At 73.3% G+C, this 16707-nt stretch carries 14 protein-coding genes and 1 pseudogene; 9 read left to right on the forward strand and 6 right to left on the reverse strand.

Features of this window, described 5'->3' with window-relative positions:
• Nucleotides 1-242 precede the first annotated feature (242 nt).
• The 3 genes from ABT354_RS29280 (at nt 243) to ABT354_RS29290 (ending at nt 2727) form a co-directional block, all read left to right on the forward strand.
• The gene (locus tag ABT354_RS29280) at nt 243-713 is read left to right on the forward strand and encodes a hypothetical protein (RefSeq protein ID WP_351499218.1); all 471 of its coding nucleotides are present in this window, start codon (nt 243-245) and stop codon (nt 711-713) included.
• 144 nt (nt 714-857) lie between these two features.
• Complete coding sequence (locus ABT354_RS29285) at nt 858-1799, forward strand: ABC transporter ATP-binding protein (RefSeq protein WP_351499219.1); 942 nt, start codon at nt 858-860, stop codon at nt 1797-1799.
• A gap of 58 nt (nt 1800-1857) precedes the next feature.
• Nucleotides 1858-2727 (forward strand): ABC transporter permease, encoded by an 870-nt coding sequence (locus ABT354_RS29290; protein ID WP_351499222.1) that lies wholly within the window; start codon nt 1858-1860, stop codon nt 2725-2727.
• A 177-nt stretch (nt 2728-2904) separates the two neighbouring features.
• Here ABT354_RS29290 and ABT354_RS29295 read toward each other — a convergent pair whose 3' ends face one another.
• Together ABT354_RS29295 and ABT354_RS29300 are read right to left on the reverse strand one after the other, a co-directional pair.
• A complete protein-coding gene (locus tag ABT354_RS29295) occupies nt 2905-4272 on the reverse strand; it encodes a M28 family metallopeptidase (RefSeq protein WP_351499224.1) in 1368 nt (455 codons plus the stop codon).
• 431 nt (nt 4273-4703) lie between these two features.
• Nucleotides 4704-5150, reverse strand: coding sequence for a VOC family protein (locus ABT354_RS29300; protein ID WP_351499226.1), 447 nt, complete (start codon nt 5148-5150; stop codon nt 4704-4706).
• Nucleotides 5151-5171: 21 nt separating this feature from the next.
• Here ABT354_RS29300 and ABT354_RS29305 point away from each other — a divergent pair, with 21 nt between their 5' ends.
• A complete protein-coding gene (locus ABT354_RS29305; protein ID WP_351499228.1) occupies nt 5172-5825 on the forward strand; it encodes a CGNR zinc finger domain-containing protein in 654 nt (217 codons plus the stop codon).
• On the opposite strand, the gene ABT354_RS29310 is transcribed toward ABT354_RS29305, so the two are convergent.
• Nucleotides 5798-6235, reverse strand: coding sequence for a winged helix-turn-helix transcriptional regulator (locus ABT354_RS29310; protein WP_351499231.1), 438 nt, complete (start codon nt 6233-6235; stop codon nt 5798-5800). The two genes, ABT354_RS29305 and ABT354_RS29310, sit on opposite strands and share 28 nt — an antisense overlap.
• 151 nt (nt 6236-6386) lie before the next feature.
• On the opposite strand from ABT354_RS29310, the gene ABT354_RS29315 reads away from it, so the two are divergent.
• Both ABT354_RS29315 and ABT354_RS29320 read left to right on the forward strand, forming a co-directional pair.
• The gene (locus ABT354_RS29315; RefSeq protein WP_351499233.1) at nt 6387-7853 is read left to right on the forward strand and encodes an MFS transporter; all 1467 of its coding nucleotides are present in this window, start codon (nt 6387-6389) and stop codon (nt 7851-7853) included.
• A 98-nt stretch (nt 7854-7951) separates the two neighbouring features.
• Nucleotides 7952-8341: a DUF6401 family natural product biosynthesis protein gene (locus ABT354_RS29320; protein WP_351499235.1), complete on the forward strand. Its 390-nt coding sequence runs from the start codon at nt 7952-7954 to the stop codon at nt 8339-8341.
• A 93-nt stretch (nt 8342-8434) separates the two neighbouring features.
• Here ABT354_RS29320 and ABT354_RS29325 read toward each other — a convergent pair whose 3' ends face one another.
• Both ABT354_RS29325 and rarD read right to left on the reverse strand, forming a co-directional pair.
• Nucleotides 8435-9268 (reverse strand): mechanosensitive ion channel family protein, encoded by an 834-nt coding sequence (locus ABT354_RS29325; protein ID WP_351499237.1) that lies wholly within the window; start codon nt 9266-9268, stop codon nt 8435-8437.
• 160 nt (nt 9269-9428) lie between these two features.
• On the reverse strand, nt 9429-10463 hold the full coding sequence (rarD, locus tag ABT354_RS29330; protein ID WP_351499239.1) for an EamA family transporter RarD: 1035 nt from the start codon (nt 10461-10463) through the stop codon (nt 9429-9431).
• Between the two features lie 275 nt (nt 10464-10738).
• Between rarD and ABT354_RS29335 the strand changes: the two genes are divergently transcribed.
• From ABT354_RS29335 to ABT354_RS29345, 3 genes are all read left to right on the forward strand, one after another.
• Complete coding sequence (locus ABT354_RS29335) at nt 10739-11599, forward strand: hypothetical protein (protein WP_351499242.1); 861 nt, start codon at nt 10739-10741, stop codon at nt 11597-11599.
• Nucleotides 11600-11868: 269 nt separating this feature from the next.
• A complete protein-coding gene (locus tag ABT354_RS29340; protein WP_351499244.1) occupies nt 11869-14076 on the forward strand; it encodes a bifunctional serine/threonine-protein kinase/ABC transporter substrate-binding protein in 2208 nt (735 codons plus the stop codon).
• 3 nt (nt 14077-14079) lie between these two features.
• On the forward strand, nt 14080-16326 hold the full coding sequence (locus tag ABT354_RS29345; protein ID WP_351499246.1) for a bifunctional serine/threonine-protein kinase/ABC transporter substrate-binding protein: 2247 nt from the start codon (nt 14080-14082) through the stop codon (nt 16324-16326).
• 166 nt (nt 16327-16492) lie between these two features.
• Here ABT354_RS29345 and ABT354_RS29350 read toward each other — a convergent pair.
• A pseudogene (locus ABT354_RS29350) lies at nt 16493-16707 on the reverse strand (2-oxoacid:ferredoxin oxidoreductase subunit beta); the annotation flags it as partial.

Consider the following 16707-nt stretch of genomic DNA (forward strand, 5'->3'; position numbering starts at 1 on the left):
GTTGTCACGTCATGTCACGAGGTGTCGGTTGCCAGGTCCCAGGCCGCCATGTCCTGACGTCCCTCCCGCCGCAGGGGCCGCCGAACCAGGCGCGAGGCGCCCGGATGAGTGACCTCCCTCGCCCCGCCCGCTCCGCGCGAACGCGCCAATGAGGGCCACATCGGCCGAACTGTGCCTGAGGTAGAGGGATTTGGTGAATTAGCCTTTTTGGTTCCCACCAAAATCGGCAGACAGGGATCATCATGCGTGTTACACGCGCGATCGTCGGGCTGGCCACCGCCGGCGCCGCTGTTCTCGGGACGGCCCCGGCGACCGCCGCCCCCGCCGGGGCGGTGGAGGCCGGGGTCTGGGGGCACTACGGCGACGTGGATCCGATCACCGTCAGCTCCAGCCTGTGGCGGTGCGGAGATTCCCGGACCATCACCACCGGTGTGATCGGGCGGGTCTGCGCGGTCAGGGCGGCGAACGGAACGGGGATCGGCGTGCATACGGCGGTGATCGTACGCAACAACCGGTCCACCTCGTTCCTCGCGCAGGCCGACGCGAGCATGTGGAGGTCCGGTGTCAACATGGGCCATTGGATCTGCTCGGCAGAGTGGGTCGAAGCGTCCACCTGGTCGGTCTGCATCGGGCTGACTCGGCACGATGCCCACTCGGTGAGTGCGAAGGGATGGCTCAACGGGTGGTCCGTGGGCAGTTCGCCGACTGTCTGAGCCCCGATGAGCGGCTGAGATCCGGAAACCGCTGACGGTCGGCCGAGGAGCCGGAACGGGTGAGCGGGTCGCCGTACCCTCGTACAGGGGGCGGGCGCCGCGTACTCACTCCGGGCGCGGCCGGACGACGGCGGGGGCTGATGCATGACAGCGGTGATCGAGACCCACGGTCTCACCAAGCGCTACCGGGGAGGGCAGCTCGCCGTCGACGGTCTGGATCTCTCCGTCCCGGCGGGCAGTGTCTTCGGCTTCCTCGGCCCCAACGGCTCCGGCAAGACCACCACGATCCGCATGCTCATGGGGCTGATCGAACCCACCTCGGGCACCGCCAGCGTGCTCGGTGAGCCCATGCCCCGGGCGGTCCGGAGTGTCCTGCCGAAGGTGGGGGCACTGATCGAAGGGCCGGCGTTGTACGGGTTTCTGAGCGGCCGGGGCAATCTGCTGCGGTACGACGCGGCGGATCCGACCGCCGATCCCCGTACCCGGAGTGCCCGGGTGGGCGCCGCCCTGGAGCGGGTGGGGCTCGGGCAGGCGGCCGGGAAGAAGGCCAAGGCGTACTCGCTCGGGATGAAGCAGCGGCTCGGGCTCGCCGCCGCGCTGCTCCAGCCGCGCAGGTTGCTGGTCCTGGACGAGCCCACCAACGGGCTCGACCCCCAGGGCATGCGGGAGATCCGCGCCCTGGTCCGCGCGCTGGCGGCGGACGGGACGACGGTGTTCCTCTCGTCGCATCTCCTCGACGAGATCGAGCAGGTCTGCACCCATGCCGCCGTGATGGCCCGGGGGCGGCTGATCGTCCAGGGCCCGGTGGCCGAGCTGGCCTCCCGGGCCCGGAGCCGGCTCACCGTCGTCACCCCCGACACCGGGCAGGCGGCCCGGCTGCTGAAGGAGCTGGGAGTGGCCCAGGTCGCTGTCGAGGACGGCGACCGGGTGACCGGGGAGCCGCCGGGGGAGGGGGCGGAGCTGTCGGATCTCTGTGCCGCCCTGGTCCGGGACGGGGTACGGGTACGGGGCTTCGGCGTCGAACGGGCCTCACTGGAGGACGCCTTCGTCGCGCTCACCGGGGAGGGATTCGATGTCGCACAGTGAGACCAGTGAGAAGACGGACAAGGCGAGTAGGACGGACAAGGCGAGTAAAACGGGTGGGATGAGTAAGACGAGTGGGGGGCGGAGGGCGCTGTGGAGCCTCGGGCTCTTCCGTTCCGAACTGCTGGTCACCCTGGGCCGCTGGCGCACCCTCGCCCTGCTCGGGGTGCTCGCCGCCGTCCCCGTACTGATCGGGGTCGCGGTACGGATCGAGACGGGCGACGGAGGATCGGTCGGCGGCGGGGGCGGAGAGGGCGGCGGGCCCGCCTTCATCAGCCAGATCACCAACAACGGGCTCTTCCTGGTCTTCGCCGCGCTCGCCGCCACCCTGCCGGTCTTCCTCCCGATGGCGGTCGGGGTGATCGCCGGGGACGCCGTCGCGGGCGAGGCGAGCGCCGGGACCCTGCGCTATCTGCTGGTCGCCCCGGCGGGCCGGACCCGGCTGCTGTTCGCCAAATATGTCACCACGCTGGTCTTCTGCCTGGTCGCGACCCTGGTGGTGGCCGTCTCGGGGCTGGTGGTCGGGGCGCTGCTCTTCCCGCTCGGGGAGGTCACCACCATCTCCGGCACCACCATCTCCTTCGGGGAGGGGCTGCTGAGGGCGGCGCTCGTCGCCGGGGTCGTCGCCCTGTCGCTCTCCGGGTTCGCCGCGCTCGGGCTCTTTGTCTCCACGCTCACCGGCAGCGGGATCACGGCGATGGCCACCACGGTGGGGGTGCTGATCACCGTACAGATCCTGGGGTCCGTACCGCAGCTGGACATGGTGCACCCGTATCTCTTCCCGCACCACTGGATGTCCTTCGCGGATCTGCTGCGGGACCCTGTGCACTGGGAGGACATCCAGCGGAATCTGGGCCTCCAGCTGCTCTACACGGCCGTCTTCGGCTCGGCGGCATGGGCCCGGTTCACCTCGCGGGACATCACCGCCTGACGGGCCCCGGAGCTGCCTGACCGGCCTCCGGAGCTGCCCGACCGGCGCCGGAAGGGGCCGGAAGAAGGGGCCGGACATGACTGCCTGCGTGTGCTGAGGGCGCACACGCAGGCAGTCTGTGGGGGGTGGCGGTGAGAGGGTGCGAGATGAGAAGAGAACGAGCGGAGGGCAGAGGGGTCAGAGGGTGAGGCGCCAGCTGTCGATGAAGCCGGTGTCCTGCGCGGAGACATCCCGCGCCCGCAGCCGCCACTCCCCGTCGGCGCTCTCGGCGGAGGCGTCGACGGTATAGGTCTCGATCACGTTGTCGGCGGAGTCATTGGTGCTCGCGCTCTTCAGCGGAAGGACCGTGCCGTCCGGGGCGACCAGGTCGAGGACCACGTCCCCGCGCCAGGTGTGCTTGATGTCGACGCTCACCGGCAGCGCGGCCGGGGCGTTCCCGCCGCGTCCGGAGACGGTGACGGCGGAGGTCACGGCGGCGCCGTTGTCCGGGATGGCGACATCGGCGGCGTTCTCGCGCACCGTGCCGGGCGGGTTGGTCCCGGTGGTGCCCAGGCTCCAGATGGCGTGGGCGATGGCGTCGCTGTTGCGGTTCAGTGCGGTGTCGTTGACGTTCGCCGTGTTGTCGCAGGCCCGGTGGTAGCAGCGGTCGAACGCCTGGCCGGAGGTGCCGCCCCACTTCTGGACCTGGGCGGCGGTCTTGACCCGGCCCGCCCCGGTGAAGAGCCCGCCGACCGCTATGCCGACGTTCTTGAAGGGCGCGTGGTCGGAGCGGCCGTCGCCCTCGGTCTCGATCTCGGTGGGGACGCCGAGACCGGTGAAGTAGTTCTTGAAGACGCTCTCGATCGCGGGGACGTCGTCATAGACGAAGTACCCGGGGTTGGGCGAGCCGATCATGTCGAAGTTGAGATAGGCGGAGATCCGTGAACGCTCGGCCGCCGGAAGGTTGTTGACATGGAACCGGGATCCGACCAGTCCCAGCTCCTCCGCGCCCCACCAGGCGAAACGGAGGTGCTTGGTGGGCTGGAGCTGGGCCCGGGAGACGGCCAGCGCGGTCTCCAGGACCCCCGCCGAGCCGGTCGCGTTGTCGTTGATCCCCGCGCCGGCGGAGACCGAGTCGAGATGGGCGCCGGCCATCAGGACCTGGTTCGGGTCACCGCCCGGCCAGTCGGCTATCAGGTTGTAGCCGATGGCGCCGCTGGCGGTGAACTGCTGGATCGTGGTGGTGAATCCGGCCGCGTCCAGCTTGCCCTTCACATAGTCGAGGGAGGCCCGGTAGCCGGGGCGGCCATGGGCGCGGTTGCCGCCGTTGGCCGAGGCTATCGCCTGGAACTGGGCGAGATGCGCCTTGACATTGGCGAGCGGTATATCGGGGGCGGCGAGGGCCTGCACGGACGAGGTGCCGGTGGTGGCCGGTGCGGTCCCGGGGGCGGCCGGGACGGTGCCGGGGGCGGCGGGCGCGGCTGTGACGGCCGGCGCGGCCGTGCCCAGCAGACCCGCCAGGGCCATGACAACGACGGCCGTGCGCCGGGGGGCGGCGAGCTTCATTCGGGGGCTCCGTATTTCCGTGTGGGGACAGGACGGAAGAGCGCGATGCCCTCGGAACGGCGGATTCCGAGGCGTTGAAGCGACGGTGCGGCGGTGCGGTTCGACGGTGCGGTACGACGGTACGACGGTGCGGTGGTTCGATACGGCACGGAGTGCCGCCAAGGGCCCTGAAGGCCCGGGGTGGAGGGCGGCAGGTGCACGGAGTGCGCGGTGCGTCCCCAGAGTTCAGCGAGACTTCGCTCCACCGTCAAGGGCGGAAACCGGTCAGTTACGTTCGGATAGAGGACGGCGGGGTCCTCGCCGGGGTACGGCCATGACCCCACCGGGGTACGGAGTGCGGGCGGGGCGCGGTACGGCCGGGTTGCCTCCGTGCCGTACGCGCGCCCCGCCCGGACCGCCCCCGGGTACGCCCCCGGACCGGGGCCGAGGGCTCACTCCACGCAGAACTCGTTCCCCTCCGGGTCGGCCATCGTCGTCCAGCTGCCCCCGTGCTGCTCCTGTCGGTAGAGCACCTTCGCGCCCAGCCCCTCCAGCCGGGCCACCTCCGCCTCGCGGCGCTCCGGCCCGGGGTGCACATCGATGTGCAGCCGGTTCTTGGTGGACTTGGCCTCCGGAACGCGCTGGAAGAGCAGCCGTCGGCCGAGCCCCACACCCTTCTCGTCGACCGGGTCGTCCGGATGCCGGACGGCGGCGAAATCGCGCCAGACCTCGCGCCCGTACGCCTCGGTGGTCTGACCCTCCGGCAGATACCCCTGCTCCTTGAGGCGTCCGATGAGGGCGCTGTGGTCCTCGACCTCATAGCCGAGGGCCCGGGCCCAGAAGTCGGCCTGGGCGATGGGGTCCCCGGCGTCGATGGTGAGTTTCCAGTGCAAGGTCATGAAACCAGTTATAGTGGTTACATGAAGGATGCAGCAAGCGGAAAGGCCGTACGGGGCGCGGATGGCGCACGGGGGCTGGTGCTGCGTCCCGGGGACGGCCAGAGCTTCCGTTTCGACCCCGGGGCGCTCTGTCTTGAGCTGCTGCTCACCGGGGGGCCGGGGGAGCTGGCGAAGTGGGAGTCGCTGCACACCCCCGCCGATCTGGTGGCCTGGGCGGAGCTCAGCCGGCTGCCGGCGGGGCTCGAACCGGTGGTGACCCCTGGGGAGCTGGCGGACGCCCGGCGGCTCCGGGACGCCCTGCTGCGGATCACCCGCGCCCGGGTGAGCGGCCGGGAGCTGCCCGTCGCCGATCTGGCCGTGGTCAACGAGGCGGCGGCCCGGCCCTCGCCCGTCCCCCGTCTCACCCCGTCGGGCGGGCGCGACTGGGTGTCCGGGGTCGACGGCTCACAGCTGCTGTCGGCGGTGGCGCGCGACGCGGTGGAGCTGTTCGGTGGCCCCTACGCGGAACGGGTACGGGAGTGCGGTGCCGACGACTGCGGGCTGCTCTTCGTGGACACCTCGCGGCCGGGGCGGCGGCGCTGGTGCTCGATGGAGCGGTGCGGCAACCGTCACAAGGTCCGCGCGCACCGGGCCCGTCCGGAGGAGCCTCAGTCGCAGGAGTCCCGGGCGTCATAGGCGGCCCGTGCCGCCGCGATCTCGTTCTGGTGCTCCTCGGTCCAGGTCACCAGCGAGCGGATCGTGGTGTGCAGCGTGCAGCCGAGCGGCGTCAGCGCGTACTCCACCCGGGGCGGTACCACCGGATGCACCGTCCGGGTCACCAGCCCGTCCCGCTCCAGCTGGCGCAGGGTCACCGTCAGCATCCGCTGGCTGATGCCGTCGATCTCCCGGCGCAGCTCGGTGAAGCGCAGCACCCGGCTGTCGAGCAGGGCGATGACCAGCAGCGACCACTTGTCCGCCACCCGGTCGAGGATCTGCCGGACCTCGCATCCCTCGCGGGTGTCCCACTGGAACGGGTCCGGATCCCCGGCGTCGGGGAAGTCGGTCACCGCAGGGTGCCTCGGTGACTTCGAAGTGCCTACTTCCATGACAGGCCATGCTGCCCCAGGATCGAGACGGTTACAAGAGAGAACCGGCCCCATGGGAAGTAACCGAGCCGGCGCGTCTCCGCGCTCCGCTCCCGCCCCGGGCCCGTCTCCTTCCCCCGCCCCTGCCGTGTGCCGTCGTCGTGGAGTCGTCATGTCCGCACATCCGCTGCCCCCGTCCCCACCCTCCCCGCCCTCCGGTACCGCCGCCCTCTCGGGACGCGCCTGGGCCCTGCTGCTCGTGCTCTGCGGCGCGGTCTTCCTGGAGGGCATCGATGTCGCCATGCTCGCCGTCGCCGTCCCGGAGATCCGCGCCGACCTCGGCCTGTCCACCGGCACGGCGGCCTGGGTGGTCAGTGCGTATGTCATCGGGTACGCGGGTTTCACCCTGCTCGGCGGCCGGGCCGCCGATCTGCTGGGCCGCCGCCGGATGTTCCTCGCCTGGCTCGTCGTCTTCCTGGTCTTCTCCGCCCTCGGCGGGCTGGCGACCGAGGGCTGGATGCTGATCGTCTCCCGCTTTGTCACCGGGGTGGCCTCCGCGTTCATGACCCCCGCCGCACTGTCGGTGATCACGACCTCCTATCCGCAGGGCCCGCCGCGCAACAGGGCACTGATGATCTACGCCGGTACCTCCGCCGGCGGGTTCTCGCTCGGGCTGGTCATCGGCGGGCTGCTCACCCAGTTCGGCTGGCGCTGGGTCTTCTTCGCACCGGTGCTGCTGGGCGGGGTGATCCTGGTGGCCGCCGTCCGGCTGGTCCCCCATGACCGGGAGCCCATGCGGACGAGCGGCTTCGACCTCGCGGGCGCGGCCACGGCGGCGGGGGCGATGCTGCTGCTGACGTACGGGATCGTGCGCCTGGAACACGGCCTCGCAGGCTGGGCCCTCACCCTGGCGGCGGTCGGCGCGGGGCTGCTGCTGGTGGGCGTCTTCGTCCTGGTGGAACGGAGGGTCCCGGCCCCGCTGGTCCGGCTCGCCCTGCTCCGCCGGGCTCCGCTGGTCCGGGCGGACCTGGGCGCGCTGCTGCTCTTCGGGGCCTTCTTCGGCTTCCAGTTCATGCTCACCCTCTACCTCCAGGAGCTGCGCGGCTGGAGTTCCCTGGAGACCTCGCTCGCGCTGCTGCTGATGGGGATCGACGTGGTGCTCGCACCGACCGTCACCCCGCTGCTCGTCAACCGGTACGGCCATGGCCGGGTGATCGTCTGGGGCTTCGTCCTGGCGGCCCTCGCGTATCTGCTCTTCCTGCCGCTCGGCGCGGACTGGAGCTACGCCATGATGGTGCCGTCGCTGCTGTTCCTGGGGGTCTCCTTCGGTCTGGCGTACGGGCCGCTGACCATCGCGGCGACGGACGGTGTCGACCCCGGCGAGCAGGGGCTCGCGGGCGGGCTGCTCCAGACCGCGACCCAGTTCGGCGCGGCGGTCGGGGTCGCTTCGGTGACGGCGGTGCACGGCCTCGCGGGCACCGGTCTGGACGCCTTCCGGGCGGCGCTGGTGGTCCCGGCGGTGCTGGCGCTGATGGGCCTGGCGCTCGCCCTCCCCGGCCGGAACGGCGGAAAGCCCCGTACCGCGATACCCACCGGTCCCGTCGGCTCCCGGTCGGAGCCCGCCCCGCTGATCCTCTGAACTACCGGTCCGCCGAGCCGCTCGACGCGTGTCCTTTTCGGCCGGGATGCGAGGAAGGTCACGCGGGCGGCGGGTCGCCGGGACCGTACCGTGGGGCCATGGAGATGTCGCACCCCGCCGGCGGGCCGGCCTCCGACTGCCCGCTGGTCGGGGTGGTCGCGGCCTATCTGCCCCGGCTCTCGGAGTTCGCCTTCGAGCCGGGGCTCGTCGCCGCCGTGGACCAGCACGCCGCCGCCGTACGGGACGCCCTGATCCCCGTACCCCGGCGGCCCCTGAAGCTGCTCCCGGAGCCGGACACGGGGACGCCGCCCCGGGAGCCGGACGCGGGGAGCCGTGTGCGCCGGGAGGATCTGGCCGACTATGTGCTCGGCTTCACCGACTGGCTCACCGAGACGGACTGGTCCGAGCCGGTGGGACACGACTTCGCGACACTGCGGCTGACGGCGGTCTGCTGGCTGGTCCGGGAGTACGACCTGCTCTCCGCCTGAAGCCACGCCCACGCCCACGCCCGCGCCCGCGCATCAACGCGGGACCGGGGCCCCGGCCGTCCTCCCGGCCGGGGCCCCGGTGTACAGGGGTGTTCACATGGGGTCGATGTTCTCGCGGCCCTCCGCGCCCGGGTCCGTGCGCCGCCCGCCCGTCGTCCGCCCGCCCGCCGTCCGGGCGCCGGGGGCGGGCTGTCCCGCCTGGGCGTCCGCCCGGCCCTGCTGATAGGCGCTGATACGGTCCCGTGCCCCGGTCGACTCCTGCTCGGCGCGGGTCAGCCAGCCCTCCCAGCGCTGCCGCATCGGGCCGATGAGGCCACCGCCGACACCGACGATCAGGATGCCCGCGACCGTGCCGAGCACGGCGGCCAGCAGCGGCCCGGTGATCGCGGTCGCGATCCCCGCCTGGCCCAGCGCCGCGATCACCCCGAGGGCCACGATGAACGCCCAGGCCACGGTGGCCAGCACCTTGCCGTACGAGAGCCCGCCGAGCGCCGCTTGGATGATGTCCCGTACCGCGCGGGCGATGGCCATCGCGACCACCACGATCACCAGCGCGACGATCGCGCGCGGCAGCCAGGCGACCACGGCGGTGATCAGGTGGCTGATCGGGTTGGGTCCGAAGGCCCCGAAGGCCAGTTGCAGCACGATCAGCAGCAGCCCGTAATAGATGATCTTGGTGACGATCCCGGTGGCGTCGTACTTGGAGCCCCGCAGGGTGTTCGCGATGCCGCTGCGCTCCGCGAGGCGTTCGGTGCCGACGCGGCGCAGCAGCCGGTCCACGACCCGGGCTATCAGCTTGGCGATCAGCCAGCCGATGATCAGGATGGCCAGGAACGCGATGAACTTGGGAATGAACTGGGCCACCGCGGACCAGGCGTCGGTGAAGCCCTGACTGAAGTCGACCGAGAGGGCGAGGGACTGGGACATGGGGTGCTCACTCCGTCCGCTGACCGGGTCCCGATCGCCGGGGCCTCGACTTCGGTCGTAACACCGGCGGGGCGGGGGGTGCCTGTGCCCAGGGCCGGGAATGGGCCGATGGAGTGGTAATCAGCGGTCGGCGGTGTCCCCGGCGGTCCGGGGTGTGGGGTCAGGGGGAGCGCTCGCCCGCGGCGCGCTCCGGGGCGGGGGCCGGGGCCGGGGTGGCCTCCACGGGGAGCACGGGAGCGGCCTCCGGGGGGAGCGCCGGGGCGGCCTCCGGCGGGAGCGCCTCGGTGGCGAGCCGGGCCGCCGTGACCCTGTTCCTCCGGGCCGTCCGCAGCGCGTCCCAGGTCAGCACGGTCAGCGCCAGCCACACCAGGCCGAAGCCGACCCAGCGCTCCGGCGGCATCGCCTCCTTGAAGTACAGGACCCCCAGCAGGAACTGGAACGTCGGGGCCAGGTACTGGAGCAGCCCCAGGGTGGAGAGCGGCACCCGTATCGCCGCCGCGCCGAAGCAGACCAGCGGGACCGCCGTCACCAGCCCGGTCAGCACCAGCAGCGCGGCGTGGCCCGCGCCCTCGGTGCCGAAGGTCGCCTCGCCCCGGGAGGCCAGCCAGAGCTGGAAGGCCAGCGCGGGCAGGAAGAGCACCGCGGTCTCCGCCGCCAGCGACTCCAGGCCGCCGATGTTCGCCTTCTTCTTCACCAGGCCGTAGACGGCGAAGGAGCAGGCCAGCACCAGCGAGATCCAGGGCGGCCGGCCGTAGCCGATCGCCAGCACCAGGACGGCGAGCAGACCCGTACCGACCGCCGCCCACTGCATCGGCCGCAGCCGTTCCTTCAGCAGCAGGACGCCCATGGCTATGGTCACCAGTGGGTTGATGAAGTAGCCGAGGGACGCCTCGACGACCCGTTCGGTGTTGACCGACCAGATGTAGAGGCCCCAGTTGATGGTGATCACCACGGCGGCGACGGTGAGCAGCGCGAGCTGGCGGGGGCTGGCGAGCAGGTCCTTCGCCCACTGGATGCGCCGCAGGACGAGCAGCGCGGCGGCGACGAACACCAGCGACCAGAGCATCCGCTGGGCCAGGATCTCCAGGGCGCCCGAGGGCTTGAGCAGGGGCCAGAAGAGGGGGACGATCCCCCACATCCCATAGGCGCCGAGTCCGTAGAGCAGTCCCGCCCGCTGTTCGCCGTCCGGCCTCACGGGGGCCTCCTGTCCTGAGCGTGCCAAGGCTCCGAAGGTACGCGCCGGGAAGCCGGGGTGTCATACCCGTATCGCATGACGGTACTGGCATGACGACGCGTGGCGTACCCGGCCCGGAGGCGGCGGGAACCAGCCGGTCGTACCGGGCGTCACAGCAGTCGCTCACCGAGTGGCCGAGGTGCGCATGGACCGGGGGGACCGGGCCGCCGCCGGAGACTGCCGGGGCGGGGCCCGCCGAACGTCGTGACTCTGGGGGAACGTGTGGTGGGGCGAGCATGACGCACACATACGGGAGGACGCTGCGGGCCGCGTCCGCCGTGTTGGCGGGGGCGCTGCTGTGGACGGGCTGCGCGGGGTCCGGGGCGCCGGGCGGGGGTGCTGACTCCGTATCCGGTGGCGGTGACTCCGTATCCGGGAGCGGTACGGGGGATACGGGGGGTACGGGGAAACTCGCGGCGGAGGAGGCGGCGGCGGCGGTGGCCGGCGCCCCGGCGACACGGGGAACCGGTTTCGAGCCCGACCCGGAGCGTCTGCCGAGGACGGCGGCGCAGGCCCGGAAGCTGGCCGGGGAGATCGTCGCCGGGCCCGAACTGTGGGGCGCGGACTTTGTGGAGCGGAGCCCCCGTCTGAGCCCGCCGGGGTACTGGCCGGTCCTGGACGAGGGGTGCGGCTGGCGCGGCGGCACCCTGCCGGACACGGTGCTCGCCAGTGTCACCGCCCACAGCGAGCTGCCCGCGGGGGGCGGCAAGGGGCCGGTCCGGGTCGCCGCCACGGTCACCGTGCACCGGGATGTCCGGGCCGCGGACTGGGAGATGGCCGGGACGCTGGAGGAGGCGCTGCGGTGCCCCGCGCAGAAGCTGCGGGAGGGGGAGAGGGTCAGCGGGCTGAGCTCCATCGGCGAGGAGACGTATACCGACGCCGATGACTCCCTGGGGGAGATCGGCGTCTTCACGACCGACGAGTTCCCCGGGAAGCACGGCTACGGGTGGTTCCAGTCCCGGGTGGGGCAGATCACGGTGGCGGCGGTCGCCAAGGGGGCGAAGGGCCACAGCGGGGAGTCCCTTCGCCTGGCCCAGGCGAAGGCCCTGTCCGGGATGGTCGTCCGCCTGGAGCGCCGGTTGGAGGCCCGCCGATGAGCGACCCCGTGGACCCGCACGCCGAGCCTCCCGGGGACCCGCGCGTCGAGTCTTCCGATGACCCACGTGTCGGGCCTTCCGAGGGCCCTCGTGACGCCCCGGCTCCCGCCGACTCCCCGGCCCCCGCCGACTCCCCGGGGCCGGACGCCATGGACGCGGTGCCGCCCGGCTTCGGGCCTCCGCTGTCCGGCGGTCCCCAGGGATTCGGCCCGCCGACGCCCGCCCCGGGGCCCGCCGGAGCGGTTTCGCAGGGGCCGGGCGGGGGCAGGGTGTCCCCGTCCGGGCTGGGGCGGCTGGTCGCCGGGGACCCCTCCGCCGTCGCCGGGTACCGACTGCTCGGACGGCTCGGCGCGGGCGGCATGGGCGTCGTCTACCTGGGCCGTACCGCCACCGGCGAACTCGCCGCCGTCAAGGTCACCCACGCCGACCAGCGCGAGGACCCCGACTTCCGGGCCCGCTTCCGCCGCGAGGTCGAGGCCGCCCGCCGGGTCGACAGCCCCTGGGCCGTACCCGTCACCGCCGCCGACCCGGAGGCGCCCGAGCCCTGGCTCGCCACCGCCTTCGTCCCCGGCCCCTCCCTCGCGGAGGCCGTCGCCGCCCATGGCCCGCTGCCCCCGCGCAGCGCCCGCATCCTCGGGGTCGCCCTCGCCCGGGCGCTCGCCGCCGTCCACCGGGCCGGGCTGGTCCACCGGGACGTCAAGCCCGGCAATGTGCTGCTCGCCGTGGACGGCCCCCGGCTGATCGACTTCGGGATCGCCCGCACCTCCGACGCCACCGCGCTGACCTCCACCGACATGGTCGTCGGCACCCCCGGCTTCCTCGCCCCCGAACAGGCCGAGGCCCGGGGCCCGGAGATCGGCCCGCCGAGCGATGTCTTCGCCCTGGGCTGTCTGCTGGCGTACACCGTCACCGGACGGCTCCCCTTCGGCCGGGGCGCGGTCGACGCCCTGCTCTACCGCACCGTCCACGACGAACCCGACCTCGCCGGGATCGAGCCCGGCCTCGCCGCCCTGCTGCGGGAGTGCCTCGCCAAGGACCCCGCACTGCGGCCCACCGCCGACGCCCTCGCCGAGCTGCTCGCCGAGGACGCCCCCGGGCGCCGCGCCGACTGGCTACCGCCCGCCGTCGTCCACACCATCGCCGAGCGCTCGGCGCGGATGCTGGCCCTGCCGGACATCGAAGCCACCGCCGCGCCCGCCGCCCCGGCGGAACCCCCCGTACCGGAGGCAGAGCCGTCGCCCGGCCGCCGGCGGCTGCTGCTGGCGGCCGGGGGCGCGCTCCTCACCGCCGGTACCGGAATCGGCCTCTGGGCCGGGCTGCGCGACAACGGCGGCCGGAGCCCCGGCGGCCCCCGGCGCCCCCGGGTCGTCATCGGCGTCCAGGCCGACCTCTCCGGCCCCCGGCGCGCCATCGGTCGCGAACAGGAACGCGGCGCCCGCCTCGCCCTCGCCGCGTACGAGACCCGTACCGTCAAACCCTTCGAGCTGGCGATCCGCGTCGCCGACGACGCGGGCGACCGGGAGAAGGCGCTCACCGCCGCCCGCCGGATGGCCGAGGACAAGGCCGTCGCCGCCGTGCTCGGCTCCACCGGCGACTACACCACCCAGCGCGCGCTCCCCGTCTACGAGGAGGCGCTGCTGCCGCTGATGTCGGTCTCCGCCGGGTACAACGTGCTCACCACGAAGGAGAGCGAGTCCTTCATCCGGGTCGTCCCGGACCATGTGATCGTGGCGATCCAGCTGACCTGGTTCCTCCAGTCGTACTACCGCGAGAAGAAGACCGGAACCGCCCGCCCCGGACTGCTGATGGACCGGACCGACGACTCCTACGCCTGGCAGCAGGTGCACATCGCCAACTTTGTCCTGGGGGAACAACTCGGCCATCGCCCCCACCCCCGGGTGGTGCCCGCCGCCGTCGGCGCCGCCGGCTCCGTCATCGACAGCATGCTGGCCGAACGCATCGACGCCTATGTGCACGCGGGCCCCGCGAAGTCCGCCGCCCAGGCCGCCCGGGAGCTGCGCGACCGGGGCTTCCAGGGCCCCCGCCTCGCCGGCCCGCACACGCTGAGCGCGGAGTTCCTGCGGCTCGCGGGCGACGCCGCCGAGGGCTGGGTCGTCGCCGCTCCCGTCGGCGACCCGGCCCGGCGCCCCGGTGCCGCCGCGAAGGCGTTCGTCGCCGCGTACCGCACCGCCTACCAAGGGGCCCCCGGCCACTACGCCGCCGAGGCGTACGACGCCGTCACCATGATGATCGCCGAGATGGTGAAGGAGGCCCGGGGCGCCGCCCGCCCGGACCGCCGCAACCTCTGCGCCGCGCTGCGCGCCCGCCGCCACCGGGGCGTCATGGGCGACTATGTCTTCGACCCGGAGAAGGGGTTCCGCAAGGGGTGGGGCACCAGCCTCCACATGGTCAGGAACGGCCGCTTCCAGTTCATGTCGGAGGCACCGACCCGGAGCCCCGGCCGGAGCGGGGGCTGACGGATGGATCCACTGAGAACCGGGGACCCCGCCACGATCGCCGGGTTCCGGCTGGTCGGACGGCTGGGCGCGGGCGGCATGGGCGTGGTCTATCTGGCCCGTACCCCCGGCGGCGCGCTGGCCGCGCTCAAGGTCATCCGCGCCGAGCACGCCGCCGACCCCGGCTTCCGGGCCCGGTTCCGGCGGGAGGCCGAGAGCGCCCGGCGGATCACCGGACCCTGGGTGGTCCGGGTCACCGGCGCCGACCCGGAGGCGTCCGAACCCTGGCTGGCCACGGAGTTCGTCCCCGGCCCCTCGCTGGTGGAGGCGGTCGCGGCCGAGGGGCCCCTGCCCGAGACGGCGGTACGGGTCCTCGGCGGCCGGCTCGCCGAGGCGCTGACCGCCGTCCACCGGGCCGGGCTGGTCCACCGGGACGTCAAACCGGGCAATGTGCTGCTCGCCCTCGACGGCCCCCGGCTGATCGACTTCGGGATCGCCCGCTCCGCCGGGGCGACCGCGCTCACCGCGACCGACGCCATGATCGGCTCACCGGGCTATCTCTCGCCCGAACAGGCCCGACCGGCCGGGGCGGCGGGCATCGGCCCGGCGAGCGATGTCTTCTCGCTGGGGTGTGTGCTGGCGTACGCGTCCACCGGTCGGCGGCCCTTCGGTACGGGGACGGTCGCCGCCGTCGTCTTCCGCACCGTCCATGAGGAACCCGATCTGGAGGGGATCCGGCCGGGGCTCCTTGAGGTGATCCGCTCCTGTCTGGCCAAGGATCCGGCGCTGCGGCCCACCACCGGGGAGCTGGGCGCGGCGCTCGCCGATCCCCGGACCGGCGCCCCGGCGGCGGGCTCGGACCCGGTGGACGGCTGGCTGCCCGCCGGGCTTCCGGCACTGATCGCCGAGCGTTCGGCACGGGTGCTGGAGCTGCCCGTACCGGAGCCCACGGTCGTACCGCTCCCTCGGACGCCACAAGCGGAAGGGGAAGCGGAACCGGGCCCAGGGGAGCGGCCGGGGCCGTCGCGCCGGCTGCTCGTCCTGGGCTCGGCGGCCGCCGTGGCCGGTGCGGGCGGGTTCACCACCTGGCTGGTCACCCGCCCCTCCGGCGACGGTTCCACGGACGGGACGGATGGGACGGACGGGGTCGGGGGGACCGCTCGCCCCCGCCATGTCCTCGGCCTCCAGACCGACCTCAGCGGCCCCCGGGCGGCGGACGGACGGGCCCAGCATCGTGGTGCCCAGCTCGCGGTCGCCGCCTTCAACGCCGACCCGAACCGCCCCTTCGACCTGTCGTTGAAGGTCGTGGACGACCGGGGTGACATCGGCCGGGCCCGTTCGGTGGTCCAGGAGTTCGGGGCGGACTCCCGGGTGCTCGCGGTGGCCGGGCTGACCACCCGGGCCATCGCCGACGCCGTACGGCCGGGCTATCTGGAACTGAGCCTTCCGCTGCTGACCTTCTCCTTCGCCTCCGCCGCCGAGGTGGCCAACCTCGCCCGCCGGGGTACGTTCGAACTCCGCGTCCAGGACTCGTTCCTGAGCGAGGCGTTGCGCGCGTACTTCCAGCGGGCCGGCGTCGAGCGGCTCACCGTGGTGGAGGACCGCGCGGCCGGCGATCTGACCTGGGAGATCGTCAAAGGGCTGCGGGAAACCCCGCCCGCGTCGGGGGTGCCCGACTGGACCACGGTCGCCGCCGACAGCGAGGACTTCGGCCCGGCGGCGCGGGCGGTACGGGCGGCCCGCGCCCAGGCGGTGCTGTACGTGGGGTTCTCCCCGGCCCGCGCGGCCCTGCTCGCCCTCGCCCTGCGGAAGGCGGGCCATACGGGGCTCTGCGGAGCCCTCGGCCCGGTGCTGGAACCGGAGTTCCTGCAACGGGCCGGTGACGCGGCCGAGGGCTGGATCCTCGGCGCCGCCTTCGCCGACCCGGCGAAGCTGACCGGCGCGGCGGCGAAGGCGTTCACCGCCGCCTATCGCGCACGCTGGAAGGTCTCCCCACCCGAGCGGTACGCCGCCGAGACCTTTGACGCGGTGGGCTTCGCCGCCCAGGGGATACGGGAGCTGGACACCCCCCGGCCCCGGCGGTCCTCGCTGATGACGAGGTTGCGGAAGGTCCGCCACCGGGGGATGGTGCGGACCCTGGCGTTCCGGCAGGAGACCGAGCTGCTGGACGAAAGACTCGGGGGCGTATACACCTATCGGGTGGAGGGCGGCCGGGCCCGCTTCCTCGGCCCGTACCGCACGGTGGTGCCCCCGGCCTCCGACCGGCTCTGACCGCCGGTCCCGCGCCACCGCGCCACCCGCCCGGTGTGGACCCGCCATGGTCCCCGCCGGGCCCCGAGCCCCGTCCCCACGGTGGCCCGCCGTCCATGGCCCGGCCCGCTCACCGGGCCGTGGACGGCGGGGAATACAGGGGAGTACAGGGGACAGCGGGGCGGTGTCAGCCCACGACCGTCCAGGTGTCGTTGCCCGCGAGCAGCGCCCCCAGATCGCCCTTGCCGCGCTCGATCGCACCGTCCACCTGGTCCGCCATCTGGTCGTCGTAGACCGGTCGCTTTACGTCGCGGAGGATGCCGATGGGGGTGTGGTGGAGGGTGTCGGGGTCGGCGAGGCGGGAGAGGGCGAAGGCGGTGGTGGGGGAGGGGTGGTGGGCGT

Source organism: Streptomyces sp. NPDC000594 (assembly GCF_040299965.1).
Classification (GTDB): Bacteria; Actinomycetota; Actinomycetes; order Streptomycetales; family Streptomycetaceae; genus Streptomyces.